General features: G+C 67.4%; 23 protein-coding genes and 1 pseudogene. 3 read left to right on the forward strand and 21 right to left on the reverse strand.

Annotated elements, in window-relative coordinates; genetic code table 11:
- Window positions 1–49 precede the first annotated feature (49 nt).
- Window positions 50–1,330 (forward strand): citrate synthase, encoded by a 1,281-nt coding sequence (gltA, locus tag MZV50_RS14005; protein WP_252629790.1) that lies wholly within the window; start codon window positions 50–52, stop codon window positions 1,328–1,330.
- Between the two features lie 64 nt (window positions 1,331–1,394).
- On the opposite strand, the gene MZV50_RS14010 is transcribed toward gltA, so the two are convergent.
- Together MZV50_RS14010 and MZV50_RS14015 are read right to left on the reverse strand one after the other, a co-directional pair.
- Window positions 1,395–1,658, reverse strand: coding sequence for an EscU/YscU/HrcU family type III secretion system export apparatus switch protein (locus tag MZV50_RS14010; protein WP_252629791.1), 264 nt, complete (start codon window positions 1,656–1,658; stop codon window positions 1,395–1,397).
- Entirely contained in the window at window positions 1,655–3,403 is a 1,749-nt protein-coding gene (locus tag MZV50_RS14015; RefSeq protein WP_252629792.1) for a flagellar hook-length control protein FliK, read from the reverse strand. Before MZV50_RS14015 ends, MZV50_RS14010 begins: the two co-directional genes overlap by 4 nt.
- 162 nt (window positions 3,404–3,565) lie before the next feature.
- Between MZV50_RS14015 and MZV50_RS14020 the strand changes: the two genes are divergently transcribed.
- Complete coding sequence (locus MZV50_RS14020) at window positions 3,566–5,296, forward strand: ATP-binding protein (RefSeq protein ID WP_252629793.1); 1,731 nt, start codon at window positions 3,566–3,568, stop codon at window positions 5,294–5,296.
- Here MZV50_RS14020 and MZV50_RS14025 read toward each other — a convergent pair.
- The 16 genes and pseudogenes from MZV50_RS14025 to rpsB form a co-directional block, all read right to left on the reverse strand.
- Window positions 5,268–6,225, reverse strand: a protein-coding gene (locus MZV50_RS14025; protein WP_252629765.1) for an IS630 family transposase whose coding sequence is annotated in 2 segments (ribosomal slippage) — window positions 5,268–5,901 and window positions 5,900–6,225 — 960 coding nt in all. Because the reading frame shifts where the segments join, the coding sequence is not laid out codon by codon here. The two genes, MZV50_RS14020 and MZV50_RS14025, sit on opposite strands and share 29 nt — an antisense overlap.
- 77 nt (window positions 6,226–6,302) lie before the next feature.
- Window positions 6,303–7,475, reverse strand: coding sequence for a lipid-A-disaccharide synthase (gene lpxB / locus MZV50_RS14030; RefSeq protein WP_252629794.1), 1,173 nt, complete (start codon window positions 7,473–7,475; stop codon window positions 6,303–6,305).
- Window positions 7,475–8,317 (reverse strand): UDP-2,3-diacylglucosamine diphosphatase, encoded by an 843-nt coding sequence (lpxI, locus tag MZV50_RS14035; protein ID WP_252629795.1) that lies wholly within the window; start codon window positions 8,315–8,317, stop codon window positions 7,475–7,477. The genes lpxB and lpxI overlap by 1 nt, the downstream gene beginning before the upstream one ends.
- A 9-nt stretch (window positions 8,318–8,326) precedes the next feature.
- Window positions 8,327–9,118 (reverse strand): acyl-ACP--UDP-N-acetylglucosamine O-acyltransferase, encoded by a 792-nt coding sequence (lpxA, locus tag MZV50_RS14040; RefSeq protein WP_252629796.1) that lies wholly within the window; start codon window positions 9,116–9,118, stop codon window positions 8,327–8,329.
- The gene (fabZ, locus tag MZV50_RS14045; protein ID WP_252629797.1) at window positions 9,115–9,594 is read right to left on the reverse strand and encodes a 3-hydroxyacyl-ACP dehydratase FabZ; all 480 of its coding nucleotides are present in this window, start codon (window positions 9,592–9,594) and stop codon (window positions 9,115–9,117) included. Before fabZ ends, lpxA begins: the two co-directional genes overlap by 4 nt.
- A gap of 2 nt (window positions 9,595–9,596) precedes the next feature.
- Window positions 9,597–10,615: pseudogene (gene lpxD, locus MZV50_RS14050) on the reverse strand (UDP-3-O-(3-hydroxymyristoyl)glucosamine N-acyltransferase).
- A 57-nt stretch (window positions 10,616–10,672) separates the two neighbouring features.
- Entirely contained in the window at window positions 10,673–11,311 is a 639-nt protein-coding gene (locus MZV50_RS14055) for an OmpH family outer membrane protein (protein WP_252629798.1), read from the reverse strand.
- A gap of 2 nt (window positions 11,312–11,313) precedes the next feature.
- Window positions 11,314–13,677, reverse strand: coding sequence for an outer membrane protein assembly factor BamA (gene bamA / locus MZV50_RS14060; protein ID WP_252629799.1), 2,364 nt, complete (start codon window positions 13,675–13,677; stop codon window positions 11,314–11,316).
- A gap of 20 nt (window positions 13,678–13,697) precedes the next feature.
- Complete coding sequence (locus MZV50_RS14065) at window positions 13,698–14,894, reverse strand: M50 family metallopeptidase (RefSeq protein ID WP_252629800.1); 1,197 nt, start codon at window positions 14,892–14,894, stop codon at window positions 13,698–13,700.
- A gap of 20 nt (window positions 14,895–14,914) precedes the next feature.
- On the reverse strand, window positions 14,915–16,117 hold the full coding sequence (dxr, locus tag MZV50_RS14070) for a 1-deoxy-D-xylulose-5-phosphate reductoisomerase (RefSeq protein WP_252629801.1): 1,203 nt from the start codon (window positions 16,115–16,117) through the stop codon (window positions 14,915–14,917).
- Window positions 16,105–16,950, reverse strand: a complete 846-nt coding sequence (locus MZV50_RS14075) for a phosphatidate cytidylyltransferase (RefSeq protein ID WP_252629802.1) — start codon at window positions 16,948–16,950, stop codon at window positions 16,105–16,107. The genes dxr and MZV50_RS14075 overlap by 13 nt, the downstream gene beginning before the upstream one ends.
- Window positions 16,910–17,689 carry a polyprenyl diphosphate synthase gene (gene uppS, locus MZV50_RS14080; RefSeq protein WP_252629803.1) on the reverse strand — a complete coding sequence of 260 codons (780 nt, stop codon included), beginning with the start codon at window positions 17,687–17,689 and terminating at the stop codon, window positions 16,910–16,912. The genes MZV50_RS14075 and uppS overlap by 41 nt, the downstream gene beginning before the upstream one ends.
- 48 nt (window positions 17,690–17,737) lie before the next feature.
- Window positions 17,738–18,304, reverse strand: a complete 567-nt coding sequence (gene frr / locus MZV50_RS14085) for a ribosome recycling factor (RefSeq protein WP_252629804.1) — start codon at window positions 18,302–18,304, stop codon at window positions 17,738–17,740.
- Between the two features lie 28 nt (window positions 18,305–18,332).
- Entirely contained in the window at window positions 18,333–19,076 is a 744-nt protein-coding gene (pyrH, locus tag MZV50_RS14090; protein WP_252629805.1) for a UMP kinase, read from the reverse strand.
- 188 nt (window positions 19,077–19,264) lie between these two features.
- The gene (gene tsf / locus MZV50_RS14095; protein WP_252629806.1) at window positions 19,265–20,203 is read right to left on the reverse strand and encodes a translation elongation factor Ts; all 939 of its coding nucleotides are present in this window, start codon (window positions 20,201–20,203) and stop codon (window positions 19,265–19,267) included.
- 146 nt (window positions 20,204–20,349) lie between these two features.
- Window positions 20,350–21,213: a 30S ribosomal protein S2 gene (gene rpsB / locus MZV50_RS14100; RefSeq protein ID WP_252629807.1), complete on the reverse strand. Its 864-nt coding sequence runs from the start codon at window positions 21,211–21,213 to the stop codon at window positions 20,350–20,352.
- Between the two features lie 353 nt (window positions 21,214–21,566).
- Between rpsB and MZV50_RS14105 the strand changes: the two genes are divergently transcribed.
- Window positions 21,567–22,217 carry a haloacid dehalogenase-like hydrolase gene (locus tag MZV50_RS14105; protein WP_252629808.1) on the forward strand — a complete coding sequence of 217 codons (651 nt, stop codon included), beginning with the start codon at window positions 21,567–21,569 and terminating at the stop codon, window positions 22,215–22,217.
- A 48-nt stretch (window positions 22,218–22,265) separates the two neighbouring features.
- On the opposite strand, the gene MZV50_RS14110 is transcribed toward MZV50_RS14105, so the two are convergent.
- From MZV50_RS14110 to dnaE, 3 genes are all read right to left on the reverse strand, one after another.
- Entirely contained in the window at window positions 22,266–22,898 is a 633-nt protein-coding gene (locus tag MZV50_RS14110) for a class I SAM-dependent methyltransferase (RefSeq protein WP_252629809.1), read from the reverse strand.
- Window positions 22,899–22,969: 71 nt separating this feature from the next.
- A complete protein-coding gene (locus MZV50_RS14115; protein WP_252629810.1) occupies window positions 22,970–23,320 on the reverse strand; it encodes a GFA family protein in 351 nt (116 codons plus the stop codon).
- A 99-nt stretch (window positions 23,321–23,419) separates the two neighbouring features.
- Complete coding sequence (gene dnaE, locus MZV50_RS14120) at window positions 23,420–26,851, reverse strand: DNA polymerase III subunit alpha (RefSeq protein WP_252629811.1); 3,432 nt, start codon at window positions 26,849–26,851, stop codon at window positions 23,420–23,422.
- Window positions 26,852–26,869 lie beyond the last annotated feature (18 nt).

Consider the following 26,869-nt stretch of genomic DNA (forward strand, 5'->3'; position numbering starts at 1 on the left):
CGAAAACGAAAGTTGGACTGCTCGTTCCAATTTATGAAGGGGTCTAAGTATGACCGATAAAGCCACGCTGACGATCGGCGACAAGAGCTACGACCTGCCGATCCTCAAGGGCAGCACGGGTCCAGACGTCCTGGACATCCGCAAGGTCTACGCCGAGAGCGACCACTTCACGTTCGATCCGGGTTTCACCTCGACCGCATCGTGCGAGAGCAAGATCACCTATATCGACGGTGACGCCGGCATTCTGCTGCACCGCGGCTATCCGATCGACCAGCTGGCCGAGAAGTCCTCTTTCCTCGAGGTCTGCCACCTGCTGCTGAACGGCGAACTGCCCAGCGCGGACGAGTTCGCCAAGTTCGAAAAGAACATCACCTATCACACGATGCTGCACGCGCAGTTCGACGCCTTCTTCCAGGGCTTCCGTCGCGACGCGCACCCGATGGCCGTGATGACCGGCGCCGTCGGCGCCCTGTCGGCCTTCTATGCCGACAGCATCAATGTCGACGACGCCCGTGAGCGCGAGATCAGCGCTCATCGCCTGATCGCCAAGATGCCGACGATCGCCGCCCGCGCCTACAAGTACACGGTCGGCCAGCCGTTCGTGTCGCCGCGCAACGACCTGTCGTACTCGGAAAACTTCCTGCGCATGTGCTTCGCCGTGCCGGCCGAGGACTGGAAGCCGAACCCGGTGCTGACCCGCGCCATGGACCGGATCTTCATCCTGCACGCCGACCACGAGCAGAACGCCTCGACCTCGACCGTCCGTCTGGCCGGCTCGTCGGGCGCGCACCCGTTCGCCTGCATCGCCGCCGGCATCGCCTGCCTGTGGGGCCCGTCGCACGGCGGCGCCAACCAGGAAGCCCTGGAGATGCTGGAGACCATCGGCTCGGTCGAGAACATCCCGGACTACGTCCAGGGCGTGAAGGACCGCAAGTACAAGCTGATGGGCTTCGGTCACCGCGTGTACAAGAACTTCGACCCGCGCGCGAAGGTCATGCAGAAGACCGCCCACGAAGTGCTGGCGGAACTGGGCCACAACAACGATCCGTTGCTTCAGGTCGCCCAGGAACTGGAAAAGGTCGCCCTGAGCGATCCCTACTTCATCGACCGCAAGCTGTACCCGAACATCGACTTCTATTCGGGCATCACCCTGCGCGCGATGGGCTTCCCGACCAACATGTTCACCGTGCTGTTCGCCCTGGCCCGCACCGTCGGCTGGATCAGCCAGTGGAAGGAAATGTTCGAGGACCCCACCCGCAAAATCGGTCGTCCGCGTCAGCTCTACACGGGCGCCACGCAACGCGACTACGTGCCGGTCGAGAAGCGCTAGGCGCTTCGTCTTCAGGAAGACAACGGATCAGGCCTCGCTTCGGCGGGGCCTTTTTCGTTTCAGGTCAGCGCTTCAGGAGGAAGCCGAGCACCTCGGCCACGGCGCGGTAGAGCGCCTCAGGGATCTCCTCGTCGATCTCGATGGTCGACAGGGCCTGGGCCAGCACCGGATCCTCCTCGATCGGCACGCCGTGCTCGCGGGCCGTTTCGATGATCTTCTCGCCGACCCAGCCCTGACCGGACGCGACCACCCTTGGCGCATGGGGGTCCTCGTGGAGCAGGGCCACGGCCAGGCGCGGCCGCCCGGAGGGACCGGTGATCCCGCTCATGAGGCCTGGTCCACGAAATGGCCCAGCGGGCTGACGCCGCCAGGGCTGGACGGAGTCCCCGAATGGACGGCGACCTCGGGCGACAGATCGGCCTGGCGCAGGGCCGCGCCCAGGGCCTCCTCGCCCGCCCGCAGCCGTGCGATGGTCTCGGCCCGCTCGGCCCAAAGAGAAACGCGAGCCCGGGCGCCGGTCAGGGTGACCAGGGCGTGGACCGGGCCCAGCGGCTCGACATCGATCGAGAAGCGAACCTTGTAGGTGCGCTCCGCCGACCCGACCGCGCCGCCCCCAGACCCGCCGCCGTCATGGCTGATCTCGAATTGCGCCACGGCCACGCCCTGCGGCGTCACGAACGGCAGGTCCAGATTCAGGCGCGCGCCCTGCGGACGCGCTTCGGTGGCATCGGTCTCGCCGTGGCGCTGGGGCTCGGGCAGCGAGGCGATCTGCATCAGGTCCTGTCGGGCCAGGGCGCCGGCGGCGCCCTTGAGCAGGCCACGCACGACATCGGCTGGCGACTGGTCGCCGGACATGACCGGCGGACCTGGTTTCTGGCCCGCCATGGGTCCGCTGGCATAGGGCGGCGGCGGAACCCTGGAGCGAGCGGCGTCGGCCGCGGGCGCGCCATACCCCCTCGCCACGGCGGTCTTGGCCTCGGCGAACGAACCGGCTGGCGTCTCCGCCGCGGCATCCTCGGCCATCATACCCGCCTGGAGCAGCGGCGACAGCGCTCCGCGTGCGGCGACCGTCGCGTTCGGCGCGACCTTGGGCGCGGTCGTGAAAGCGGCGAAGCGCGGCGCGATCGGCTCGTCCCCTGAGGACGAGGGCGGAAGGTCGGGCTTCGCGGACACGCGCTCCGGCTCCGGCGGCTCGGCCCGAGGCGCGGGACCGGTCGAAGGGATCTCGTCGGGCGGCGCCTCGACCGACGCGGACGGGGTCGGCTGGACCGACGGCGCGGGACGCGTGGACATCGCCGCCGCCGGCGACGCGACGCCCCCGGAGGGCAATCTGGCGGAGGGCGCGGGCGCCTCGGTATCGGCGCCGACACCCGGCTCGGCGGCCAGACCGGGCGCAAGGTCGGCCGCTTCCTGTGGGACGGCATGAGCCAGCCAGGCCGACAGCGCCCCTCGGAACACCAGAAGCGCGGCCTTCATGTCACCCGCCGGCGACGGCGTTGGGGCGCCTCCCGTGGCCGGAGCCGCGGCGGCGCGCGCCATGTGGGCCTCCAGGAAGACACCCGAACGCACGACGGCCTGGCGCAATCCCCGGGCAGTCGTGATCTCGTCGGCGTGCGGCGCCATGGCCAGCAGGACGCCGCCCGCCTCACGCACCTCGTCCGGCATGTCGTCGCGATCCACGACGGCCCTGACGTTGGCCATAAGCGGCGCCAGGCCGGCCTGGCGCGGCACGGCCTCGGTGGTGGCCATGCGGACCGCGCGCGCCATACGGGTTTCAGGCGATCCCTTGGCGGCTGGAGCCTGCTGGGTCGGCGGCGCGCCCTTGGCCGCGCCGGGAGCGTCGTCGGCATGCCCCGCGTCCTGGGTCGAGGTTCGACCGGCCTGCTCCACGGGCGCGCCCGTCCTGGGGGTCTGGGGCGCGGAAGGACGACCGACGATCTGGCCGAGCTCGGCGGCCGTGTTGGCCAGCGCCTGGCGCGCCATGGCCTGCAGAACCACCAGCGAATCCGGCGCGGCTCCGGCCGGGGCGGATGGAAGGATCGGGGTCAAGGGCGCGGTCGGGTCGATGGCCACGACGACGGCTCCGGGCGGCGGTTATTTCGAAGGTATGGGGCGATCGTAAATCAGTGATTAACCCTAAACATAACACTCTGCGTATGTTCACCTTTTCCAAGCACTCGACGCCGAACGTGAACAACGGAACCGTATTTTCCTAGCGCGGAGCGCATTCAGGTCATGGGCTGGCGCAGTATCGTCGAGCATCGACGGCGTGATCTGTTGTCCATCGTACCGATGACCCTGCTGGCCGCCGTCGGCGCCATGGTTTGGCTGGGGGTGCAGACGAGCCTGATCTGGCTGGCCGCCGCCCTGATGCTGATCCTCTTCAACCAGTTGTTGTGTAGCGCCATTGCTCGGCTGGGAGACGCCGCCGACGGTTTCGAGACGGGCCTGGCGGCCTTCACCCTGGCCTATACCTTTGTCTACGCCGCCCTCCCCGGCGCCCTGGTGCTGCACGGGACGCGCACCTCGGTCCTGGCCGGCAGCGCGATGATGGGCGCCATCGCCCTGTCCAGCACGGCAGAGTTCGTCATCTCCCGCCGCATCGGCGCGGCCGCCCTGGCGGCGCTGCTGCTTCACGTGCTGGTCACGGCCGGGCTGACGTTCAAGACGACGCCGCCCTCTCAAGTGGCGCTGTCCCTGGTGGCGATCATCTGCTTCTTTGGCTACGTCCTGCAGTACGCCCTGCACCGCGAGAAGGCCGCCCGCCGCATGGCGGAAGCCACCGCCCTGGCCCAGGCGCGCGAGGCCGAGGCCGCCAGCGCCAACCGCGCCAAGACCGCGTTCCTGGCGACCATGAGCCACGAGATCCGCACGCCGCTCAATGGCATACTGGGCATGGCCCAGGTCATGGAGGCCGACGCGCTGTCGGCCCGGCAGCGCGAACGCCTGTCGGTGGTGCGTCAGTCAGGCAAGGCGCTGACCGACATCCTCAACGACGTGCTGGACCTGGCGCGCATCGAGGCCGGCCAGCTGGAGCTGCGCCCCGACCCCTTCGACCTGCGCGCGCTGCTGGTCGGCTGCGGGCGCACCTTCGCCGCCCTGGCCGAGGGCAAGGGCCTGTCGCACGACCTGGTCATCGCCCCGTCCGCCGAAGGCGCTTATCTGGGCGACGCCGGACGGTTGCGGCAGATCCTGCACAACCTGCTGTCCAACGCCGTGAAATTCACCGAGGCCGGGGGAGTCTCGATCGCGGCGCGGTTCGAGGCCGGCCGGCTGGAACTGACCGTGGCCGACACCGGCCCCGGTGTCGCGCCCGACGAGCAGGAGCGCCTGTTCGGGCGCTTCGTGCTGCTGGATGACATCGCCACGCGTCGGCACGGCGGCGCAGGCCTGGGCCTGGCCATCTGCCGCGAGCTGGCCCGCCGTATGGGCGGCGACATCACCCTCTACAGCCGCCCAGGCGTCGGCAGCGCTTTCATGGTAACCCTGCCGCTGGCGCGGGTGCGGGAGCCGATTTCCGTTCAGAACGCGGCCAAGGCCGACACCGCCCCGGGCCTTCGCGTCCTGGCCGCCGAGGACAACCCGACGAACCAACTGGTCCTGCGCTCGGTGCTACGTCAGGCCGGCGTCGAGCCCGTCATCGTCGACGACGGCGCCAAGGCCCTGGAGGCTTGGCGCGCGGGCCGATGGGACGTGGTGCTGATGGACATCCACATGCCGGTCATGGACGGTCTCACGGCGCTGAAACAGATCCGCCGCCTGGAGGTCGCCGAGGGCCGCGCGCGGACGCCGGTCATCGCCTTGACCGCCAACGCCATGCGCCACCAGATCGACCACCTGCTGGCGGCCGGCATGGACGATCACGTCGGCAAGCCGCTGGACGTCGCTCAATTGCTGGGCGCCCTGGATCGCGCCACGCGCCTAGAGCATCGTGCGTTTAATGTGACGCATAGCCAGCGGCCTTGAAGTAGTTCCAGCACTCTTGGGGCTCGTAGAGGCTGCAGATGTCGCCGACGGCCCTCCAGAGGTCGTCGAAGGTGCGAGCGCAGGCGCCGCGCAGATGGGCTTTTAGCTTTGAGAAGGCCATCTCGATCGGGTTGAGGTCGGGCGAGTAGGGCGGGAGGAACAGGAACCAGGCTCCCCGCGCCTTGAGGGCCTGGACGGCTCTTGGTCCCTTGTGGGCGGCGAGGTTGTCGAGAACCACGACGTCACCGGGGCTGAGCGTCGGCGCTAGCTGGGTCTCGACATAGGCGTCGAAGGCGTCGCGGTTCATCGGGCCATCGAGCACCCAGGGCGCGGTCAGCTGCGCGCATCGCAGGCCAGCGATGAAGGTCTGGGTTCTCCAGTGGCCGAAGGGCGCATCGGCCGCCAGGCGCTTACCGCGCAGGCTGCGGCCGCGCAGCCGGGTCATCTTGGTGGTGACCGCCGTCTCGTCAATGAACACCAGCCGCGCCGGCTGCTGGCGCATGACGGGCTGGCGGTGCTCGATCCACTCCCTGCGCCGTTCACGCACCGCTTCGCGTGCGCGCTCCGAGGCCATCAGGGCTTTTTTTATATGTGAACCCAGCCGCGCGAAGCGCCCGCGACAGCGAACTGGGATCCGCGCTCACCCCGCGTTGCGCCTCCAGCAAGGCCGCCAGTTGCGGCAGGGTGATATCCGGCTTGGCTTCGACCTGTTCGATCAGGAACGACCGATGCGCCGCCAGCTTGCCGTCTCCCGGCGGCCGTCCCTGGCGCGCTGGCGCACAAGAGCCCGTCTGCTCCACCCGCGCCAGCAGCTTCACCGCGCAACTGTTGCTGACCCCAAAGTGCTTGGCCGCACCACGACGTGATCCACCGGCGCTGACGTAGCCAATGATCCGATCTCGAAGATCACCCGAATAGCTCTTGCCCATGATCCACCTCCAACCACGGTGAATCATGCTTCGCGCAAACCTGGAATCCCTTCGATTCCGATTTCATGTCCGACGCTCTAGGCGATCGCGTTCCGAGCCTTCAGGAAGCTCAGTAAGGCGTCGGCGGCCGCCTCGGACGGGTCGGGCATGCCTCGGCCCATCTTGTCCAGCGCGGCGCTCTGCTCGGCCGCCTGACGGGCGCGCAGGTCGGGATCGTCGAGCAGCCTAGCCACCTCGCGCGCCAGTCCCTCACCCTCGCAGGCGTCCTGCAGCAGCTCGGGCGCGACCGCCTTGCCGGCGGCGATGTTGAACAGGGTGACCCAGCGCGGCTTCATCAGGCGCTTGAGGATGGCGTAGGTGATCGCGCCGGTCTTGTAGCCGACCACCATCGGCGCGCCGGCCAGGGCCAGCTCGGTGGTCACCGTGCCGCTGCAAGCCAAGGCGACATCGCCCGCGACGAAGGCGTCGTCCTTGAGCGCTTCATCCTCGATCACGTGAGCGCGGAACGGCCAGCCGGCCACGCGCGCCTTCACGGCCTCGGCGACCGTGTAGGCGGCGGGAATGACCACGACCAGCTCGGGCCGGTCGGCCTTCAGCCGGCGCACGGCGTCCTCGAAGGCCGGCATGACCCGCTCGATCTCGGACGGACGGCTGCCGGGCAAGACCAGCAGGATCGGATCGCTCGCGGACACCCCGATCGCCGCTCGCAGTCTGGCGCCATCGGCGTGGTCGAAGCGCTTGGCCAGGGCCGAGTTGCCGACGAAGACGTTCTCGAGGCCCGCCGCGTCGAAATACGGCTTGTCCATCGGCTGGATCGACAGCAGCAGGTCGACGGCCTTGGCCAGGCTGAAAGCGCGCTTCTCGCGATAGGCCCAGACCTGCGGCGCGACGTACTTCACCAGCGGCAGCTTGGGATCCAGCTTCCGCAAGGCCTTGGCCAGGCGGATATTGAAGCCCCAGCTGTCGATCAGGATCGCCACGTCGGGCTTTTCCCGGGCCGCTAGAGCCACGGTGTCGTCCAGGCGCGCCTTGACCGTCGGATAGGCCTTCAGCCCCTCCCAGATGCCCAGGATCGAAAGCTGGGCGATGTCGAAGGGGCTTCGCACCCCCTCCTCGGCCATCTTGGCGCCGCCGACGCCGACGAAGGTCACAGCCTGACCCAGTCGCGCCCGCAGCGCCTTGGCCAGGCTGGCGCCCAGGGTGTCGCCCGAGGCCTCGGCGGCCACCAGCATGACTTTGAGGCCCGCCATCAGGGCCGCCCCTGCGGATCGACCCCCAGCACGAAGAGGCCCAGATCGTCGGCGCAGGCGATCACCGCCTCACGGTCGACGACCAGCAGCCGGCCGGTCTCGCCGACCACGCCGGCCAAGCCCGCCCGGGCGGCGCGCTGGATGGTGGCGACGCCGATGGTCGGCAGATCGACCTTGGTCTCCTGGATCGGCTTGGGCGCCTTGGCCAAGACGCCCTTGGAACGCTCGGCCGAGCCGCGGATGGCCTGGGGCAGTTGCTCCACGCGACGCAGCATGGCGTCGGTGCCTTCCTGGGCCTCGACGGCCAGGACCAGGCCGTCGCAGACCACGGCGCCCTGCCCCACGTCCAGCCGGCCGATCTCGCGGGCCACCATCAGGGCCTTGTCGATATCGGCCATGTGCTCTGGCCGGGGCGAGATCTTGCCCAGGCGGCCACGCGGCAGGGTCATCTCGCCCATCACCTCGTGGGCGCCCTCGATCTCGAAGCCTTCCTTCTCGAATTCGTCCAGCACGCGGCGCAGGAGGGCGTCATCGCCCTTGCGGGCGGCGACGATCAGGCTGGGCAGCACCTTGACGCCTCGGCCGTCCGGCATCAGGGCGGCGAAGTCCGGACGGCTGACATTGCCCGCGAAGCAGACGACCTGGCAGCCCTCGGCCCGCAGCGCCTTGAACACCTTGCCGAACTCGCCCAGGCCGACCTCGACGCCCGGATAGCGGGCCAGAACCGGGTCGGCGAAGCTCCGCAGGCGCATGACCGAGAACGCCCGCCCGGCGGCCTCGCAATGGGCCGCCAACTCGACGGGAAGCGACCCGCCGCCGGCGATCAGACCCAGCTTGCGCATATCCCGCCTCTAGACTTCCCGCTCGGGCAAGCAGAGCGGGCGGTTGGCGTCGGCGCGGATGAAATCGACGATCTCCATCACCTCGGGAATGGCCGCGTGGGTCTCGGCCACGTCGTCGAGGCGTTCCTGGAAGGTGCCTTCGTCGGCGAACATGAGGCGGTAGGCCGCGCGCAGGGCGTTGATCGTCTCGCGCGGAAAGCCCCGGCGCTTGAGGCCGACCAGGTTCAGGCCCTCGAGGTGGGCGTGGTTGCCCCAGACCGAGCCATACGGAATGACGTCCTTGGTCACGGCGGCCAGGCCGCCGATGAAGCTGTAGCGGCCGATGCGCGAAAACTGGTGCGCGGCGGCCAGGCCGCCCATGAACACGTAGTCGCCGACCGAGACATGGCCGCCCAGGGTCGCGCCCTTGGCCAGCACCACGAAGTCGCCCAGCACGCAGTCGTGGGCGACGTGCGAGCCGACCATGTAGAGGCCGTCCGAGCCGATCACGGTCACGCCGCGGCCCGAGGCCGTGCCGGTGTGCATGGTGACATGCTCGCGGATGATGTTGCGCGGACCGATCAGCAGTTCGGTGCGCTCGCCCTTGTGGCCCAGGTGCTGCGGCGGACCGCCCAGGTTGGCGAAAGGATGGACGATCGTGTTCTCGCCGATCGTCGTCGCGCCTTCCACCACCACATGCGACAGCAGGCGCACGCCCGCCTCCAGGGTCACGTCGGGGCCGACGATGCTGTACGGCCCGATCTGGACGTCCGAGGCGATCTTGGCTTCGGGCGCGACGATGGCGGTAGGATGGATGGTCATGCCTTGGGCCCCGTCTCGACGACCATGGCGGCGAACTCGACCTCGGCCGCGACCTTGTCGCCGACCTTGGCCACGCCCTTGAACTTGAAGATCGAAGAGCGCGCGCGGACGACCTCGACTTCCATGCGGATCACGTCGCCCGGCCGCACCGGCGTGCGGAAGCGGGCGTTGTCGACCGACATGAAGAAGATGGTCTTGCCCTCGGTGTCGACTTCCAGCGACTTGCTCATCAGCACCGCGCCCGTCTGGGCCAGGGCCTCGATGATCAGCACGCCGGGCATCACGGGATTGCCCGGGAAATGGCCCTGGAAGAACGGCTCGTTGACCGTCACGCACTTGATGCCGACGATCGACTTGTGGGGCTGGTAGTCTTCCGCGCGATCGACCAGCAGAAACGGATAGCGGTGCGGGATGCGCGCCAGGATTTCCGCGATGTCGATATCGGTCCGCACCGCTTGCTCGGCGTTCTGGCCCATACTCAGCCCCTCGTCCCTCGGCCGCCCGCCATGCGCGAGAGCCATGCGGTCTCCCGAAGCCACCGCTTGAGCGGTCGCGCCGGAAAGCCCGTCCAAGTTTCACCTTCCGGCACGTCCTTGAACACCGAGGCGGCGGCCCCGATGCTCGCGCCCGAGCCGATCTTCAAATGGTCGGCGACGCCGGCCTTGCCGCCGAACGCGACGCCGTCGCCGACGACCGTGCTGCCGGAGATTCCGGTATATGCCGCCAGCACGCAATTGCGACCCACACGGACGTTGTGCGCGACATGCACCAGGTTGTCGATCTTGGTGTTTTCCCCGATCGTCGTATCGGCGAACGCGCCGCGGTCGACACAGCTGTTGGCGCCGATCGTGACGTTGTCCTGGATCACCACTCGACCCAGCTGCGGCAGGTCGACCATGCCGGCCGGACCGACGGCCGCGCCGAAGCCCGCCTCGCCCAGCACCGCGCCCGCCGAGATCGACACCCTGTCGCCCAGCAGAGCGAAGCCGATCACGGCGTTGGCGCCGATCACGCAGTCGCGGCCGACCAGAACACCGGGGCCAATCACGACCCCGGGTCCGATGCGCGCGCCGCGCCGATCCGCGCGCCCTGCCCGATCGTCACGTTCGGCGACAGCAGGACACCGTTCTCGAGTTCCGCTTCAGGATGGATGGCGGCGGCGCCCGTCCCGTGCCGACGCGGCGCGTGCAGACGATTGGCGGCCGCGGCCCAAGCCGCCTGCGGATGGCGGGTAACCAGCGCCGCACAGCTCGCGGGCAGGAAATCCTTGTGCTCAGGACGCACGAAACAGGCTCCGGCCCGGGTGGTCCCGGCGGCGTCCCTGCGCTTGGCATCCGAGAAGAAGGTGACAGCCTGATCATCGGCCGCATCAAGCGGCGCGGCGTGAGCAATCAAGCGGTCGCCACGCGCCGCGTCCACCAGTTCGGCGGCGCCGGCCCGGGCCAACTCGGAAAGCGATGCCGGACCCAGGCTGTCAAAAAAACGCGGGTCCGGCATGGCTCCTCACGGCGAAAACGTTCCCCTAGGTAAACCCTGAGGAGACGATTCGCTTACTTACTTATTGGTCGGCTGCAGCGGCGCGGCGCCCGGGACCTGTTGGTCCAGACGTTCGCGATCGAAGGTCAGCGTCTTGATACGGGCGTCCAGGGCGGTGACCACAGCGTCGGTGATATCCATCGCCGGGTTCGCCAGCATCACCGACTCACGGTCGAACAGGATGCTGCACTTCTGGGCCTGATAGACCTGCTTGATAGGCGTATCGAGCTCTTGATAGACGCGCGAGAGCGCCTTTTGCTCGGTCGCTTCCACTTCCTTCTGGCGCAGCTGGCCCTTGCGCTGCCAGGCGTTGGCCTTGACCTGCAGAGCCGAGGCCTGCTGCTCAAGCGCGTCCTGCGCCATGGTGGCCTTCTTGGCGTCGAGGGCCTTGGCTTCGTTGTCGAGGCCGGTGCGCTCGCCGGTCAGCTCGGCGTTCACTTGCTGAATGATGGTCTTCAGGCGCGCATCGACGGCCTTGCCGACTTGCGAGCTGGCGACCGCGCGCGGGCTCGAGAAGATGCAGACGCCCGGGAGCGCCGGGCCGTGCGTGACGGCCGGAGCGGCCGGCGCGGCGGCCGGAGCCGTCTGGGCCGAAGCGGCCGTCGCGATAGCAAGAGCGACGACGCTGGAGGCGGCCGCGGACAGGAACTTGGACATGTCTATTGGAACCTTGTGGAGGTGGAGAACCGGAACGTTTCGGTTCGGTCGTAGCTTTCCTTGGCCAAAATGCGGCTGATATCGAACCGAATGGGCCCCATCGGGGATTTCCAGTCAATCGAGATACCGGCCGAGGCACGCAGGCCAAGGTTATCCTTGATGTTCGGATCGAAGACGCCGGGCGACTTCTGGCGATCCACATCATCCAGCAGACCCGCCGTACCCACGTCGCTGAACAGCGCGGCCTTGATGCCGTATTGTTCGGGCAGGAAGGTCGGAACGGTCAGCTCGAAGGTGCTGATGGCGTAGAGCTTGGCGCCCATCGAGTTGTTCGTGCTCGAGATGTCGCGCGGACCGATACCGGCGATCTCGAAGCCGCGGAACGAGGTGCCGCCGCGATAGAAGCGGTCGTTGATGCGGACGTTGTCGCCGCCCCAGCCCTCAATATAGCCGAACGAGCCGGTGGCGCTGAACACCAGGTCCTTGTTGAAGCCCCAATACCAGCCGGCGTCGGCTTCGGTCTTCAGGTACTTCACGTCGCCGCCGATGCCGGCCAGATCCTGGTTCAGGTCGGCGAACCAGCCGCGGGTCGGGTTGATCGGATCGTTCCGCTTGTCGATACGCAGCCCATAGCCCACCAGCGAGGTGATGTAGGAACCGCGCTGCAGGCAGAGGATCTGCGAGACCGAACCGCTGGTGCAGAGGCTGTCGGCGACGCTCACGTTATCCTGACGGATCGTGTAGCGCAGACTCATCGACGAGTCGTTGGTCAGCGGGAAGCCCAGGCGGACGTCGCCGCCGACCGACTTGGTGTCGTAGGCCGCGTAGTCCGACAGGTCGTAGCGGAAGGTGTAGAGGTTCACGCCCGCGACCAGATTACGGCCCAGGAAGCGCGGCTCGCTGAAGCCGAAGTCGATCTGCTGGCGCAGCGAACCGACGGAGGCGCGGGCGCGCAGGTTCTGACCGCGACCGCGGAAGTTCCGCTCGGTGATGCCGACGTCCAGCACAAGCTTGTCGACCGAGCTATAGCCGGCGCTGAACGACAGTTCGCCCGTCGGCTGTTCCTCGAGCTTGACGCGCAGGGCGGTGCGGTCGGGGGCCGAGCCCGGCGCGTCCTCGATGTCGACATCCTTGAAGAAGCCCAGGCGGCGGATGTTGTTCTTGGACCGGTCGACCAGCACGCGGTTGTAGGCGTCGCCCTCGGCGACTTCCAGCTCACGACGGACGACGTAGTCCAGGGTGCGGGTATTGCCGACGATGTCGATGCGATCGACATAGACGCGCGGGCCTTCACGGACCTGGAAGACGACGTCGACGGTCTTGGTCTCGCGGTTGGGCACATAGCGCGGACGCACGTCCACGAAGGCGAAGCCGGCCGCGCCCGCCGCGAAGGTCAGGGCGTCGGTGGCCTGCTCGATGCGCTCGTCCTCGTACAGCTGGCCGGCGCGGATCGGCAGAATCTGGGCCAGCAGGTTGCCGTCCAGCTTCTTCAGTTCCGTTTCGACGGTGACCTTGCCGAACTTGTACTTCGGGCCTTCGTCCAGGGTGTAGGTGACGGCGAAGCCGTTCTTGTCCGGCGCCAGTTCGGCGACCGACGAGACGACGCGGAAGTCGAAGTAGCCGCGGTTGCGATAGAACTTGCGCAGCTGCTCGCGGTCGTACTCGATCCGGTCGGGGTCGTAATTGTCGTTGCTGGTCAGGATTTTGTACCAGCGGCTTTCCTTGGTCACGACCACGTCGCGCAGGTCGTTGTCCGAGTACTCGCTATTGCCCAGGAAGTTGATCCCCAACACGCCGCTCTTGGGACCTTCGCTGATTTCGAAGACTAGATCGACGCGCTTCTGCGGCAGTTCGACCACCTTGGGCGTCACGGTCGCCGAGATGCGGCCCGAGCGGCGGTACAGTTCGATGATGCGCTGAACGTCTGCTTGCACTTTGGCGCGGGTGAAGATGCCGCGCGGACGGATCTGCACCTCGTCCTTCAGCTTGTCTTCCTTGAGGGACGAATTCCCTTCGAAGACCACCTGGTTGATGATCGGGTTCTCCACGACCTTCACGACAAGGTCGCCGCCCTGCATCTCGATCTTCACATCGGCGAACAGGTCCGTTCGGGCCAGGGTCTTCAGCGCCAGGTCAAGGCGCTGGGAATCCACCGTGTCGCCCGGCTGGATCGGCAGATAGGACAGAACCGTGCCCTGCTCGATGCGCTCGTTGCCCTGCACGACGATGCGCTGGACCACGCCGGTCTGAGCGGCCTGCGCGAAAGCCTGATGCGGAGCCACCAAGGCCGTGGAGCCGAGCAGCAGCGCCATACCAGTGGCGAACGCGGCGCTTTGGGCGCGAAGTTTGTTCATGTGACCAATCATGGACCGAGGGCTGGCGTTGTTCACGTGAACAGGCCGCCGATGAATTTGAACACGTCGTAGCGGTTGAGGTCGTTCCACGCCGCGAACAGCATGAAACCCAGGATCAAGGCAAGCCCCGCGCGGAACCCCGCCGCTTGAAAATCAGCCCGCAGGGGCCGTTTGGCGATGGCCTCGTAGGCGTACATCAGCAGGTGACCGCCATCGAGGACCGGGATCGGCAGCAGGTTCATAAAGCCGATGCTGACCGACAGGCTGGCGATCAGCAGCATCGACGAGATGAAGACCCGCAGCGCCATGGTGGCGACATCCGGCGCGCCTTGGGCCGAAGCCTTGGTCACCGCGCCGGCGGTGTGACCGATGCCGATCAGGCCGCTGATCTGGTCGGCGGGCAGCTGCCCCGTGACGAGGCGGCCCAGATAGAAGCCGATCGTCTTGATCATGCCCCACACCTCTACCGTGGCGTCGGGAATGGCCGAAAGCACGGTCGAGCGCTTGAATTGGGTGATCCCGGCGTTTTCGATGCCCAGCTGACCGGTCTTCATCCGGCCGCTGATCTTGTCGTTGATCTCGACCAGACGCGGCGTCGCGGTCAGGCGGACCTGCTGCTCGCCGCGCTTGACCGTGAAGTCGATCGGCAGGTTGGCGCGCAGCGACACATAGCCCTGCAGGTCCTGGAAGGTCGCGATCTTGCGGCCGTCGGCGGCGACGATCACATCGCCCTTGCGGAATCCCGCCGCCTCGGCCGCGCCGCCCGGCGCCACGCCGTTGACCGTCGCCGCGCGCTGCGGCGAGCCGACCATGACCAGGAACACGGCCATGATCAGGATGGCCAGGATGAAATTCGAGACCGGACCGGCCACGGCGATGATCGCGCGCTGCCAGACCGGCTTGAAATGGAAGTACTTGGCGACGCCCTCTTCGCCCTCCCGCCGCACGATGCTCTCGCGCATGGCGGCCAGGTTGTCCTGGTCGGGCACGCTGGCGGCGTTCTCGTCGCCGGAGAAGCGGACATAGCCGCCCAGCGGAATCGCGGCGATGCGCCACTCGACGCCACGCTTGTCGCGCCAGGACAACAGCGGCGCGCCGAAGCCGATCGAGAAGCAGTCGATGGCCACCCCGCATGCCCGCGCGGCCCAGTAGTGGCCCAGCTCGTGGATGGTGACCACGACGGACAGCACGAAGACCGTGGACAGTATGAAGATCAAAGCGTCAGTCATTAGGTGGCCGGTCCCCCGGATCAGAGCCGGCGATGCTTTTGCGCGACAACCTCGGCCGCAATGCGGCGAGCGCTGGCGTCGATCATCATCGCATTGTCGACAGCATCGTCATTATCGGCGGCGGCGAGACTGCCAAGACTGTTCATACGCTCGAGGGTCCCCGCCACCGAGGCGGCAATATCGAGAAAGCCAATCCGCCGGTCAAGGAAAGCGGCCACGGCCACCTCGTTGGCGGCGTTCATGGCCGCCGGCGCGGCGCCCGCCAGGCGCAGGGCCTCGCGCGCGATGCCGATCGAGGGGAAGCGATCCAGGTCGGGCGATTCGAAAGTCAGCTGGCCGTAGGCGGCCAGATCCAGGCGCGGCGCGGGCCACGGCAGGCGGTCGGGCCAAGCGAACGCGCAAGCGATGGGACTACGCATGTCCGGCGGGCCCAGCTGGGCCAGGGTCGAGCCGTCGGCGTATTCCACCAGGCTATGGATGACGGACTGGGGATGGATCACGACGTCGACGCGGTCTTCAGGGGTTCCGAACAGGTAGGAGGCCTCGATCATCTCGAGCCCCTTGTTCATCATCGTCGCGGAATCGACCGAAATCTTGGCGCCCATCGACCAGTTCGGATGGGCGATCGCTTGCTCCGGCGTAGCGACCGCCATGGCGGCCTTTTCCCAGGTGCGGAAAGGCCCGCCGGAGGCGGTGAGGATCAGCCGCGCGACCTTGTCGGCGCACGCCGGCTGCAGCACCTGAAATATTGCGGAATGTTCGGAGTCGACCGGGATCACCGAGCCGCCGGCCGCCTTGGCGATGCCCAGCAGCGCCGGCCCGGCGCACACCAGGCTCTCCTTGTTGGCCAGGGCGATGACCGCGCCGGTGCGAGCGGCCGCCACCGTCGGCGCCAGACCCGCCGCGCCGACGATGGCCGACATCACCCAGTCCGCGCCCATGGCGGCGGCCTCGGCCACCGCGGTCGCGCCGGCCGCGGCGCGCACGCCGGTCCCGGCCAGGCCGTCCTTCAGCCGCGCGAGCTTGGTCTCGTCCTCGATCACCGCGACCTGAGGTCGCCAGCGAACGGCCTGCTGGATCAGACGTTCGACATTGCGCCCGGCCGTCAGGGCCAGGATCTCGACCGGGACGCCGGATTCCTCGAAGAGGCTCAAGGTCGAAAGGCCGATCGATCCGGTCGAGCCCAGCACCACCACCTTGCGGGGTAAGGTCAATGCGCCCATCCCCAGTGGTCGATCAGGCGCACGGCGGCGATGACGATCGCCGCGAACATCAGCCCGTCGACGCGGTCCAGCAGACCGCCATGGCCCGGGATGATGTCGCCGCTGTCTTTCACGCCGAACCGGCGCTTGAGCATCGACTCCCAGAGATCACCGGCCATGGTCGCCAGACCGCCCAGAAAGCCGACCAGCGCCGCCGCCGGCCAGACCAGCTTCAGATGGGCGAAATGGGCCACCAGGACGGCGCCGATCGTCGCCGCCACCAGCCCGCCGATAAAGCCCGACCATGTCTTGTTCGGCGAGATTTGGGGCCACAGCTTGGGTCCCTTGAAGATGGAGCCGGCCACATAGGCGAAGATGTCGGCGAACCAGGTCACCACGAACAGCAGCAGCGTCCACCACAGGCCGTCCGACAACGAGCGAATCCAGACCAGGGCGATGACCGCCGGCGCGATATAGACGACACCATAGGCCGCGTCGGCCCGGCGCTCGACGGCGCCTCGAGCGATCAGGCCGGCCAGGAACGCGCCGGCCAGCACGACCGACCAGGCGATGAAGAAGTGGTGCAGGAAGCCGGCCAGGACCGCGATGGCGCAAAAGACGCCGACCACGGCGCCGACCGCCCGCGGGGCCTTGGGCGCGCTGATCTTGCCCCATTCGCGGGCCAGCAGCCCTACGCAGACGAGCGCGAGCGCCAGGATCCAGTAGCCGCCCAGCCAAACGGCGGCCACGACCGTGGGCACGAGCACGGTGGCCGAGACCACGCGCATTCGAAGATTGCCCCAGTTGAAGCGCTTAGCCGGCGACGGCGACGTCATCGGCCGCGATCCCTCCATACCGTCGATCCCGGCGTCTGTAGTCGGCGATGGCCGCCGCCAGCGCCTCGGGGCCATAGTCGGGCCAGAGCACATCCTGGAACACCAGCTCGGCGTAGGCGCATTCCCACAGCAGGAAGTTGGAGATGCGGCGCTCGCCGCTAGTGCGCACGATCAGGTCGGGCGGCGGCGACGACGCGGTCGACAGGAACCGCTCGAACGTCGCCTCGGTCAGGTCCGAAGCCTTGGCCTCGCCCCGCTCGACCTTCTCGGCGAAGGCCCGGGCGGCGTCGGCGATGTCGGCCTGGCCGCCATAGTTGAAGGCGACCTGCAGCGTGAATTCGGTGTTGTTCTCGGTGCGCTTCTCGGCGCGTTCGATCACAGCGGCGATATCGGCCGACAAACCCGTGCGACGGCCGATGATGCGGACACGGACGCCCGCCTTGGCCAGGCGCTCGAGGTCCGATTCGACGTAGGCCTTGAGCAAGCTCATCAGCTCCGAGACCTCGTGCGCCGGCCGGCGCCAGTTCTCGGTCGAGAAGCCGAACACCGTCAGCACGCCGACATTCTGGCTCTGGGCGCCCTCGACGGTGCGCTTCAGGGCGTTGACCCCGGCGCGATGACCCAGGACGCGCGGCATGCCCCGCTGCTTCGCCCAGCGGCCGTTGCCATCCATGATAATGGCCACGTGCAGACGCTGATCGGACCCGCCCCCTCCGGCGCGCTCCGAAACGTTCTGCAGACCGGTGGTCGCCGGCATTCGCTCCAACCTTCCCTCGTCGTCTCCCCACTCACTCCAGGGTGGCGATTAGACCTGCATGATCTCTTGTTCTTTGGTTTTCAAGGCCTCGTCGATGCGCTTGATGGCCTCGTCGGTGATCTTCTGGACCTCCGTCTCCATCTTCTTGCGTTCGTCCTCGGCGATCGCGCCGTCCTTCTCGGCCTTCTTCAGGTCGTCGTTGGCGTCGCGACGGACGTTACGGACCGCGATCTTCTGCTGCTCGGCGTACTTGCCGGCGATCTTCTGGAGGTCCTTGCGGCGCTCCTCGGTCAGCGGCGGGATCGGAATGCGCAGGTTCTGGCCCTCGACGACCGGGTTCAGGCCCAGGCCCGAGGCGCGGATCGCCTTCTCGACCGAGACCACGACGCCGCGGTCCCAGACGCTGACATTGATCTGGCGCGGCTCGGGTACGCTGACCGAGGCCACGGCGTTCAGCGGCGTGGTCGAGCCATAGGCCTCGACCATCACCTGATCCAGCAGGCTGGCCGACGCGCGGCCGGTACGCAGGCTGCCGAACTCTTCCTTCAGAGCGGCGATAGCCTTGTCCATGCGATCGCGGTAGCGCGACAGGACGGGTTTTTCGGCGGCGGCCATGAGGGGCTCTCCTCGCTAGGTCTTGGTCTTAGGCGGTAGGGCGGTCGGCGGCGACCACGGTGTAGGTCCCCTCGCCTCGCAGGACGCCCAGCAGATTGCCGCGCCCCTTGATCGAGAAGACCACGATCGGAATGTTGCTGTCGCGCATCAGCGCCACGGCCGAGGCGTCCATGACCCGCAGGTCCTTGGCCAGCACGTCCATGTAGGTCAGGCGGTCGTAACGCCGCGCGCCCGGATCCTTCTTGGGATCGGCCGTATAGACGCCGTCGACGCTGGTGCCCTTGAACAGGGCGTCGCACTGCATCTCGGCGGCGCGCAGGGCCGCGGCGGTGTCGGTGGTGAAAAACGGATTGCCGGTGCCCGCCGCGAAGATCACGACGCGGCCCTTCTCCAGGTGACGCTGGGCGCGGCGGCGGATGTAGGGCTCGCAGACGGTGGCCATCGGAATGGCCGACTGCACGCGGGTCTGGACGCCGATGCGTTCCAGGGCGTCCTGCATGGCCAAAGCGTTCATGACGGTGGCCAGCATGCCCATGTAGTCGGCGCTGGAGCGCTCCATGCCCTTGGCCGCGCCGGCCATGCCGCGGAAGATGTTGCCGCCGCCGATCACCAGGCACAGCTCGACGCCCGACTTGACGATCTCGGCCACGTCCTCGGCCACGGACTGCACGGTGTTGGTGTCGATGCCGTAGGGCGTGTCCCCCATCAGGACCTCGCCGGAGACCTTCAGCAGGATGCGGCGATATTTCGGGGGTGCGCTGGTATCGGACATGGGACCGCTATTCCTGAGTCGTCGGCACGCACATTACGTGCGTTCTACAGAAGTGGGATGTGTTTTGCCAACCGGCGCGCGTCTTTGGGCGAGCGCTGACGCCATGGCGCAAAAAGGGCGCGGCGCGCGTCTAGACGCGCCGCGCCCTGATTGTTTGTCGGGAGTTCGAAAACCCCCGACGACAGGTCTTAGGCCTGGCCGGTCATTGAGGCGACTTCGGCGGCGAAGTCGTCCTGCTTCTTTTCCACACCTTCGCCCAGGGCGAGACGGGTGAAGCCCTTCACGGCGATCGGCGCGCCCAGGGTCTTGCCGGTCTCGGCGACCAGCTGCTCGACGGTCTGGTCCGGGTTCATGACGAAGGCTTGCTTCAGCAGCACGACTTCTTCCAGGAACTTGCGGATACGGCCGTCGATCATCTTTTCGACGACCGCCGGCGGCTTGCCCGACTCCAGCGCCTGCTCGGTGAACACGGCCTTTTCACGCTCGATGGCGGCCGGGTCCAGATCGTCCGGCGACAGCGACAGCGGCGCGGTCGCGGCGACGTGCATGGCGATCTTGCGGCCCAGCTCGCGCAGGGCGGCCTTGTCGCCGGTCGACTCGAGGGCGACCAGCACGCCGATGCGGCCGAGGTCCGGCGCGGTGGCGTTGTGGATGTACGAGGCCACGACGCCGTTCTCGACGCTGTGCTTGGCGGCGCGACGGACCATCATGTTCTCGCCGATCGTGGCGATCAGGTTGGTCAGGTGATCCTGCACGGTCTCGCCGCCGGCCAGCTTGGCGGCGGTGATGGCGTCGACAGAACCATCGGTGCCCAGGGCCGCGCCGGCGATCTGACGCGCCGCGCCTTGGAACATGTCGTTGCGCGACACGAAGTCGGTTTCGGCGTTCACTTCGACGGCCGTGGCGGTTTCACCCGCGCCGTGGTCGGTGGTGGCGATGGCCACCAGACCTTCGGCGGCGGCGCGGTCGGCCTTCTTGGCGGCCTTGGACAGGCCCTTGGCGCGCAGCCAGTCGATGGACGCTTCGATGTCGCCGTTGTTTTCCGACAGCGCCTTCTTGCAGTCCATCATGCCGACGCCGGACTTTTCGCGCAGTTCCTTGACCAGCGCAGCCGTGATCTCAGCCATGGAAAATCTCCATATTCAAACGGTTAGCGACCGGGCTTTTAGCCCGCCTAATCCACAAAGAGTAGCGACCGGGCTTCTAGCCCGGTCGCATGTCAGGGTCGCGACGGTCCCCGCACCGGCCAGGCCGATCGGGGACGCGTTGAAAATCAGCCTTCGGCCGATTCCGGAGCGGCTTCGGCGGCCGGAGCTTCCGGAGCGGCTTCAGCGGCGGCCGGAGCAGCTTCAACAGCAGCTTCCGGGGCCGGTTCCGGAGCCAGAGCGCGGGCCAGGGCCGGCTCGGTCGGGTTCACGGCGGCGCCCAGATCGACACCGGCGCCGGCCTGGCCAGCGGCCAGACCATCGAGGACGGCGTCGGCGATCAGGTCGCAGTACAGCTGCAGAGCGCGAGCGGCGTCGTCGTTACCCGGGATCGGATAGGTGATGCCGTCCGGATCGCAGTTGGTGTCGAGGATGGCGACGACCGGGATGTTCAGCTTGCGGGCTTCCAGGATCGCGATCGCTTCCTTGTTGGTGTCGATCACGAACATGATGTCGGGGATGCCGCCCATGTCCTTGATGCCGCCCAGCGACAGTTCCAGCTTGTCGCGCTCGCGGGTCAGCTGCAGCAGTTCCTTCTTGGAACGGCCTTGAGCTTCGCCGGCCAGGACGCCTTCCAGCTCGCGCAGACGAGCGATCGAGCCCGAGACGGTGCGCCAGTTGGTCAGGGTGCCGCCGAGCCAGCGGTGGTTCACGTAATACTGGGCGCAGCGCTTGGCGGCCGTGGCGACCGGGTCGCTGGCCTGACGCTTGGTGCCGACGAACAGCACGCGGCCGCCGGCGGCGGCGACTTCACGAACCTTCACCAGGGCTTGGTGCAGCAGCGGGATCGACTGCGACAGGTCGATGATGTGGATGTTCGAGCGCGAACCGAAGATGTAGCGGTCCATCTTCGGGTTCCAGCGGTGCGTCTGGTGACCGAAGTGGGCGCCGGCTTCCAGGAGCTGACGCATGGAGAATTCGGGAAGAGCCATCGGGCCTTTATCCTTTTTCCGGTTGAACCTCCGCGGACACCCCCGTTCCAGACCATTCTGGAGCGGGACCGGAACGGCGACGTCGGGATGTCTCCCCGGCGCAACCGAACGTCCACGTGTGGAATGGCCGCGCAGATAGTCCCTTGTCGGTGAAAATGCAAGCCCCGTGGCGGCGCTCCGACGCCACGAAAAGGATCGATGAGGCGTTCTAGAGGGCACGGCGTCATCTCGATGAGCCGTCCACAAGGCGCGCGACTTCTCCACCGAGGATCGGCGGAACGTTCGCGAGACCTACACACGGACGTGCCTCAATCGTGTGGCCCTGACGGGCTCGGCGCATGGAGAACAGTATCATGCTGGCGGTCTTTGATCTGGACGGAACCTTGCTGGACGGCGATTCCACGGCCCTGTGGCTCTGGGATCGCGTGCGCCGCTCGCCGCTCCGCGCCCTGGCGACGCTGGCGATTCTTCCAGTCGCGGTCCCGATGGTCGCCCTGCCCCGCACCCGGCGCGCCGGCGCGTCCATCCTGCTGTGGATCGCCACGGCGGGTCTGCGCGAGCAGGCCTTGCGCCAGTCCTGCGCCCGCTTTGGCGAGACCTTCCATGCGGGCGGCGGCGCCCTGGCCTGGCGGCCCGGCGGTCTGGCGACCTTGAACGAGCACCTGCGGCGCGGCGACCGCGTGATCGTGGTCACCGCCGCGCCCGCCATCCTGGCCGAGGCCCTGATCGGCCCGCTGAACCGTCCGATCGAGGTTCTGGGCACCTCGCTGAAGCGCCGGGGCGGCGGCTGGGTCGCCGACATCCACTGCCGCAACCAGCGCAAATGCCAGGCCCTCGCCGAGGCTGGCCATGGCGCCCGCTGGACCTATGCCTATACCGACAGCCTCGACGACCTGCCGCTGCTCCGCGGCGCCGAGCGTCCGGTCATCGTCAAGGGCGGCAAGGCGGCCGAACGGCGGCTGTTCAAGGCCGGGCTGGCGAACGGCCGGGCGGCGGCGTGGTGATTTTCGCCCCCACGCTCGGACAGCCCCACCGACTTAGCCGCATGGACCTCAGCCGGACTTCCGCGCCGTGACGACGGCCCAAGGCCTTTCACCGCCCTCGTAGTCGCCGCCCGTATAGGCCTCGACCGCCAAGGTCCGCCAATCCGCGGAACCGCGATAGGCGGCCTCAAGCGCGTCCGTCGACAGATAGTTGAAGTAGCGCCCCAGGCCGTCGCGCCCTTCAGCGTCGCCGGTCTTGTAGCTGGCGACGTGAAATCCGCCCGGCCTCAGCGCCCTGAAGACGCGCGACAGAACACCGGGGAGCGCGGATCGAGGCACGTGCAAAAGACTGGCGTTGGCCCACACCCCGTCATACGCGTTCATCGCCTTCAACTCGTCGAATCGCATCACCGACACCGAGCGCCCGAGCCGCCGCTCCGCCTGCCTGGCCATCGCCTCGCATCCGTCCGTGGGATCGACGTCGAAGCCGCGGACCAGCATGGCTTCGCTGTCCCGGCCATCTCCGCAGCCCAGTTCCAGCACGCGCGCGCCGGGCTGGAGAAGATCCAGAAACGCCTCCAGGCGTCGACTGGGGCCGCCGCGCCCGCTCGCCGCGTAGACCGGCGCCTCGGCCGCATAGAAATGCAGTGTCGCCCTATCGTACGCCACGGATCCCGACGAGTTGGCGGCGAGCGGTTTCATGGCGCCTCCAGATGTTGGATAGCGATCCCCTGCCATCCCCGCCCAAGGCCGGGCACGCCCGGGCGACGGCCTCAGAACGCCCTGCCGTCCACCTGTTGGGGTTTCAGGGAGAAGACATCGACCCCATCCAGACAGCGGACATTGATCGCCACCATCTGTTGGCCATTCGGCGCCACGCCTCGGCCGAACGACTGGATGCCGCAGGTCTCGCAGAACAGGTGCGAGATCTTGTGGGTGTTGAACTGGTACTCGGTCAGGGCGTCCTCACCACTCTTCAGCGAGAAGGCCTCGGCGCCCGCAAAGGCCAGGATCGAGCCCAGCTTGCCGCAGCGCGAACAGTTGCAACTGATCAGGTCATCCAGCCCGACCTCGACCGCGAAACGGACCCGCCCACACTGGCATCCGCCTTCATGACTGGCCATCACGCTCTCTCCGCCCGGCCCTTTCGGGCTCTCCAAACCTGTCTTCCCGCTACCTAGCGCGTTCGATCAATCGACACGCCCCAAAATAGGAAAATATTCCTACACATCTTCCAGTAGCGCCACACCCGGCGCTGTTTTCAGCGCCCCGCGCAGGGCCGCGTCCAACGTATAGCGACCCGGCAAGCGCAGCTCGATCTCGCGGCCGCCGCCGATCGCGGCGACGAAGGTCACCTCTCCGCCCTTCTGGCCCTGGGCCGGTTCGAGGCGGCGCCTGAGCGCCTCGATCTCGGTCGCCGACGGCGACAGATGCACGCGCAGGCCGGCCACGACGTTCTCGATAGCCTTCTCGATCGGCTCGGCGTCGTCCCCGAAGAAACGGACCTCGCCATCGCGGGCCTTGGCGCGGACCTTGATGACCACGGCCTTGCCGGGCTCCAGGACGTCGCGACACTTGCGCAGGCTCTCCGGTGGGAACAGCACCTCATACTCGCCGGTCGGATCCGACAGCGAGACGAAGGCGAACTTCTCGCCGCTCTGCGAGGCGCGTTCCTGTCGGCGACGGACGACGCCGCACATGCGCAAGGCCTCCATGCCGGCCTCGGCCTGGGCCATGGCCTCGGTCAGCATGGACGTGCGGCGACGGCGCAGCATGCCGACCACGTCCTCCAGCGGATGACCGGTCAGATAGAAGCCCACGGCCGACAGTTCTTCGTCCAGCAGATCGACCTGGTTCCAGTTCTCGGTCTTGGCAAGGCGCGGGCGACCAGCGCCCGGGTCCGAGCCGAACAGGCCGCCCTGACCGCCCTGACGGTCGGCGTGACAGCTCTGGGCGTGGGCGATCAGCACGTCGGCCGACGCCACGATCTGGGCGCGGTTCTTGTGAATCTGGTCGAACGCCCCGGCCCGGGCCAGGTTTTCGATGGCGCGCTTGTTGACCTGCTTGGGATCGATCCGCTCGACGAAGTCGAAGATGTCACGGAACGGCCCGCCCTCCTCACGGATGGCCACCAGATGCTTCATGGCCTCGAGGCCGACGTTGCGGATGGCGCCGAGGGCGTACAGCACCTCGCCGTTCTCGACCTCGAAGTCGGCGCCCGAGACGTTGACGTCCGGAGCCCGCACCGTGATCTCGAACTTGCGGGCGTCCTGATGGAAGACGGCCAGCTTATCGGTGTTCGACAGGTCGAGGCTCATCGAGGCGGCGAAGAACTCGACTGGCGTGTTCGCCTTCAGCCAGGCCGTCTGGTACGAGATGAAGGCATAGGCGGCCGCGTGCGACTTGTTGAAGCCGTAGCCGGCGAACTTGGCCACCAGTTCGAAGATCGAGCCCGACTGCTCCTCGGGGACGTTCTTCTCCTTGGCGCCGGATACGAAACGGATCTTCTGGAGATCCATCTCCTCCTTCTTCTTCTTACCCATGGCGCGACGCAGAAGGTCGGCCTCGCCCAGGCTGTAGCCCGCCAGGATCTGGGCGATCTGCATCACCTGTTCCTGGTAGACGATGACGCCATAGGTCTCCTTCAGCACCGTCTCCAGCGACGGATGCAGGGTGTCGACGGGTTTGCGGCCGAATTTGCAGTCCACGAACGTGTCGATGTTATCCATCGGTCCCGGACGATAGAGGGAGATCAGCGCGGTAATTTCCTCGATCGAGCCGCAGCGCATCTTGCGCAGCGTGTCGCGCATGCCCTGGCTTTCCAGCTGGAACACGCCGACCGTCTGGCCCGAGGCGAGCAGTTCGTAGGTCGCGGTGTCGTCGAACGGCAGCTTGCCCAGATCGATCTCGAAGCCACGCTTCTTCAGGTGCTTCACGGCGCGGTCCAGCACCGTCAGGGTCTTCAGGCCCAGGAAGTCGAATTTCACCAGGCCGGCGCTTTCGACCCACTTCATGTTGAACTGGGTGGCCGGCAGGTCCGAGCGCGGATCCTTGTAGAGCGGGGTCAGCTGGGTGAGCGGTCGATCGCCGATCACCACGCCGGCGGCGTGGGTCGAGGCGTTGCGGAACAGGCCTTCCAGCTGCAGGGCCACGTCCAGACAGGCCGAGACGTTGGCGTCTTCCTTCTTGGCCTGCTTCAGACGCGGTTCCAGGTCGATAGCCTGGGCCAAGGTCACCGGCGCGGCCGGGTTGTTGGGCACCATCTTGCAAAGACGGTCGACCAGGCCCAGCGGCAGCTGCATCACGCGCCCGACGTCGCGCAGCACGGCGCGCGCCTGCAGCGAGCCGAAGGTGATGATCTGCGCCACGCGGTCGCGGCCGTATTTCTCCTGCACGTAGGAGATCACCTCTTCGCGCCGCTCCTGGCAGAAGTCGACGTCGAAGTCGGGCATCGAAACCCGCTCGGGATTGAGGAAGCGCTCGAACAGCAGACCAAAGCGCAGCGGATCCAGGTCCGTGATGGTCAGCACCCAGGCGACCAGCGAACCGGCGCCGGAGCCCCGTCCGGGACCAACCGGGATCCCGTGCGCCTTACCCCACTTGATGAAGTCCGACACGATCAGGAAGTAGCCCGGGAACCCCATCTTCTCGATGATGTCGAGTTCGAACTCGAGACGTTGCTCGTACTCTTCGAGCGTGGCCGACATCGTCAGCCCGTCAAGGCGCATCTTCAGCCCTTCGCGAGCCTGGTGGCGCAACTCCTCGGCCTCGTTGCGGCCGTCGCCGGTCGGGAAGCTGGGCAGGATCGGCGCGCGCTTATGCACCATGAAGGCGCAGCGGCGGGCGATGTCGAGGGTGTTGTCGCAGGCTTCCGGCAGGTCCGAGAACAGCTTGCGCATGACGTCGGCCGGCTTGAACCAGTGCTCGGGCGTGACGCGGCGGCGCTCATCCTGGCCGACGAACGAGCCGTCGGCGATGCAGAGCAGCGCGTCATGGGCGTCGTAGAAGCCTTCCTTGGCGAAGTAGACGTCGTTGGTGGCGACCAACGGCACATCGTTATCGTAGGCCCAGTTGACCAGGCCCGGCTCGGCCGCCGCCTGCTTGGGCAGGCCATGGCGCTGCAGTTCGACATAGAACCGGTCGCCGAACACCCGGTGCATCTCGGCTAGGGCGGCCGAGGCCTCGGCCGACTTGCCGGCGGCGTAGAGGGCGTCGACCGGACCGTCGGTTCCGCCTGACAGCAGGATCAGGCCTTCGCTGTATTCGACGACCTTGGCCCACGGCACGATGGGTTCGGGCAGTTCGGCGCTGTCGAGATAGGCGATCGACGACAGTTCGGAGAGATTGAGATAGCCCTGCTCGTTCTGGGCCAGCAGCATGACCGTCGGCGCCCGGGCCCAGCGCTCGGTGGGGCCACCGCCGATGCCGGTGACCGGAATGGCGCAACCGATGATCGGCTGAACCCCAGCGTCCTTGGCGTAGGACGAGTACTCCAGGGCCCCGAAGAGGTTGGCGCGATCGGCGAGACCGGCGGCGGGCATGCCGGCCGCGGCGGCCAGCTTGCCGATCTGGTCGGCCTTGATGGCCCCTTCCAGCAGCGAATAGGCCGAGCGGACCCGCAGGTGGACGAACCCTTGTCCCTCCTCGTCCGCCATGACCGACCTCCGCTTACA

Source organism: Caulobacter segnis, assembly GCF_023935105.1.
In the GTDB taxonomy this organism is placed as follows: Bacteria; Pseudomonadota; Alphaproteobacteria; order Caulobacterales; family Caulobacteraceae; genus Caulobacter; species Caulobacter segnis_B.

Bases quoted from the DNA above. Each gene is read 5' to 3' on its own strand.
- gltA (WP_252629790.1), top strand. From the start codon at position 50: ATGACCGATAAAGCCACGCTGACGATCGGCGACAAGAGCTACGACCTG.
- MZV50_RS14010 (WP_252629791.1), bottom strand. From the start codon at position 1,658: ATGAGCGGGATCACCGGTCCCTCCGGGCGGCCGCGCCTGGCCGTGGCC.
- MZV50_RS14020 (WP_252629793.1), top strand. From the start codon at position 3,566: ATGGGCTGGCGCAGTATCGTCGAGCATCGACGGCGTGATCTGTTGTCC.
- lpxB (WP_252629794.1), bottom strand. From the start codon at position 7,475: ATGGCGGGCCTCAAAGTCATGCTGGTGGCCGCCGAGGCCTCGGGCGAC.
- lpxI (WP_252629795.1), bottom strand. From the start codon at position 8,317: ATGCGCAAGCTGGGTCTGATCGCCGGCGGCGGGTCGCTTCCCGTCGAG.
- lpxA (WP_252629796.1), bottom strand. From the start codon at position 9,118: ATGACCATCCATCCTACCGCCATCGTCGCGCCCGAAGCCAAGATCGCC.
- fabZ (WP_252629797.1), bottom strand. From the start codon at position 9,594: ATGGGCCAGAACGCCGAGCAAGCGGTGCGGACCGATATCGACATCGCG.
- MZV50_RS14055 (WP_252629798.1), bottom strand. From the start codon at position 11,311: ATGTCCAAGTTCCTGTCCGCGGCCGCCTCCAGCGTCGTCGCTCTTGCT.
- bamA (WP_252629799.1), bottom strand. From the start codon at position 13,677: ATGATTGGTCACATGAACAAACTTCGCGCCCAAAGCGCCGCGTTCGCC.
- MZV50_RS14065 (WP_252629800.1), bottom strand. From the start codon at position 14,894: ATGACTGACGCTTTGATCTTCATACTGTCCACGGTCTTCGTGCTGTCC.
- dxr (WP_252629801.1), bottom strand. From the start codon at position 16,117: ATGGGCGCATTGACCTTACCCCGCAAGGTGGTGGTGCTGGGCTCGACC.
- MZV50_RS14075 (WP_252629802.1), bottom strand. From the start codon at position 16,950: ATGGAGGGATCGCGGCCGATGACGTCGCCGTCGCCGGCTAAGCGCTTC.
- uppS (WP_252629803.1), bottom strand. From the start codon at position 17,689: ATGCCGGCGACCACCGGTCTGCAGAACGTTTCGGAGCGCGCCGGAGGG.
- frr (WP_252629804.1), bottom strand. From the start codon at position 18,304: ATGGCCGCCGCCGAAAAACCCGTCCTGTCGCGCTACCGCGATCGCATG.
- pyrH (WP_252629805.1), bottom strand. From the start codon at position 19,076: ATGTCCGATACCAGCGCACCCCCGAAATATCGCCGCATCCTGCTGAAG.
- tsf (WP_252629806.1), bottom strand. From the start codon at position 20,203: ATGGCTGAGATCACGGCTGCGCTGGTCAAGGAACTGCGCGAAAAGTCC.
- rpsB (WP_252629807.1), bottom strand. From the start codon at position 21,213: ATGGCTCTTCCCGAATTCTCCATGCGTCAGCTCCTGGAAGCCGGCGCC.
- MZV50_RS14105 (WP_252629808.1), top strand. From the start codon at position 21,567: ATGCTGGCGGTCTTTGATCTGGACGGAACCTTGCTGGACGGCGATTCC.
- MZV50_RS14110 (WP_252629809.1), bottom strand. From the start codon at position 22,898: ATGAAACCGCTCGCCGCCAACTCGTCGGGATCCGTGGCGTACGATAGG.
- MZV50_RS14115 (WP_252629810.1), bottom strand. From the start codon at position 23,320: ATGGCCAGTCATGAAGGCGGATGCCAGTGTGGGCGGGTCCGTTTCGCG.
- dnaE (WP_252629811.1), bottom strand. From the start codon at position 26,851: ATGGCGGACGAGGAGGGACAAGGGTTCGTCCACCTGCGGGTCCGCTCG.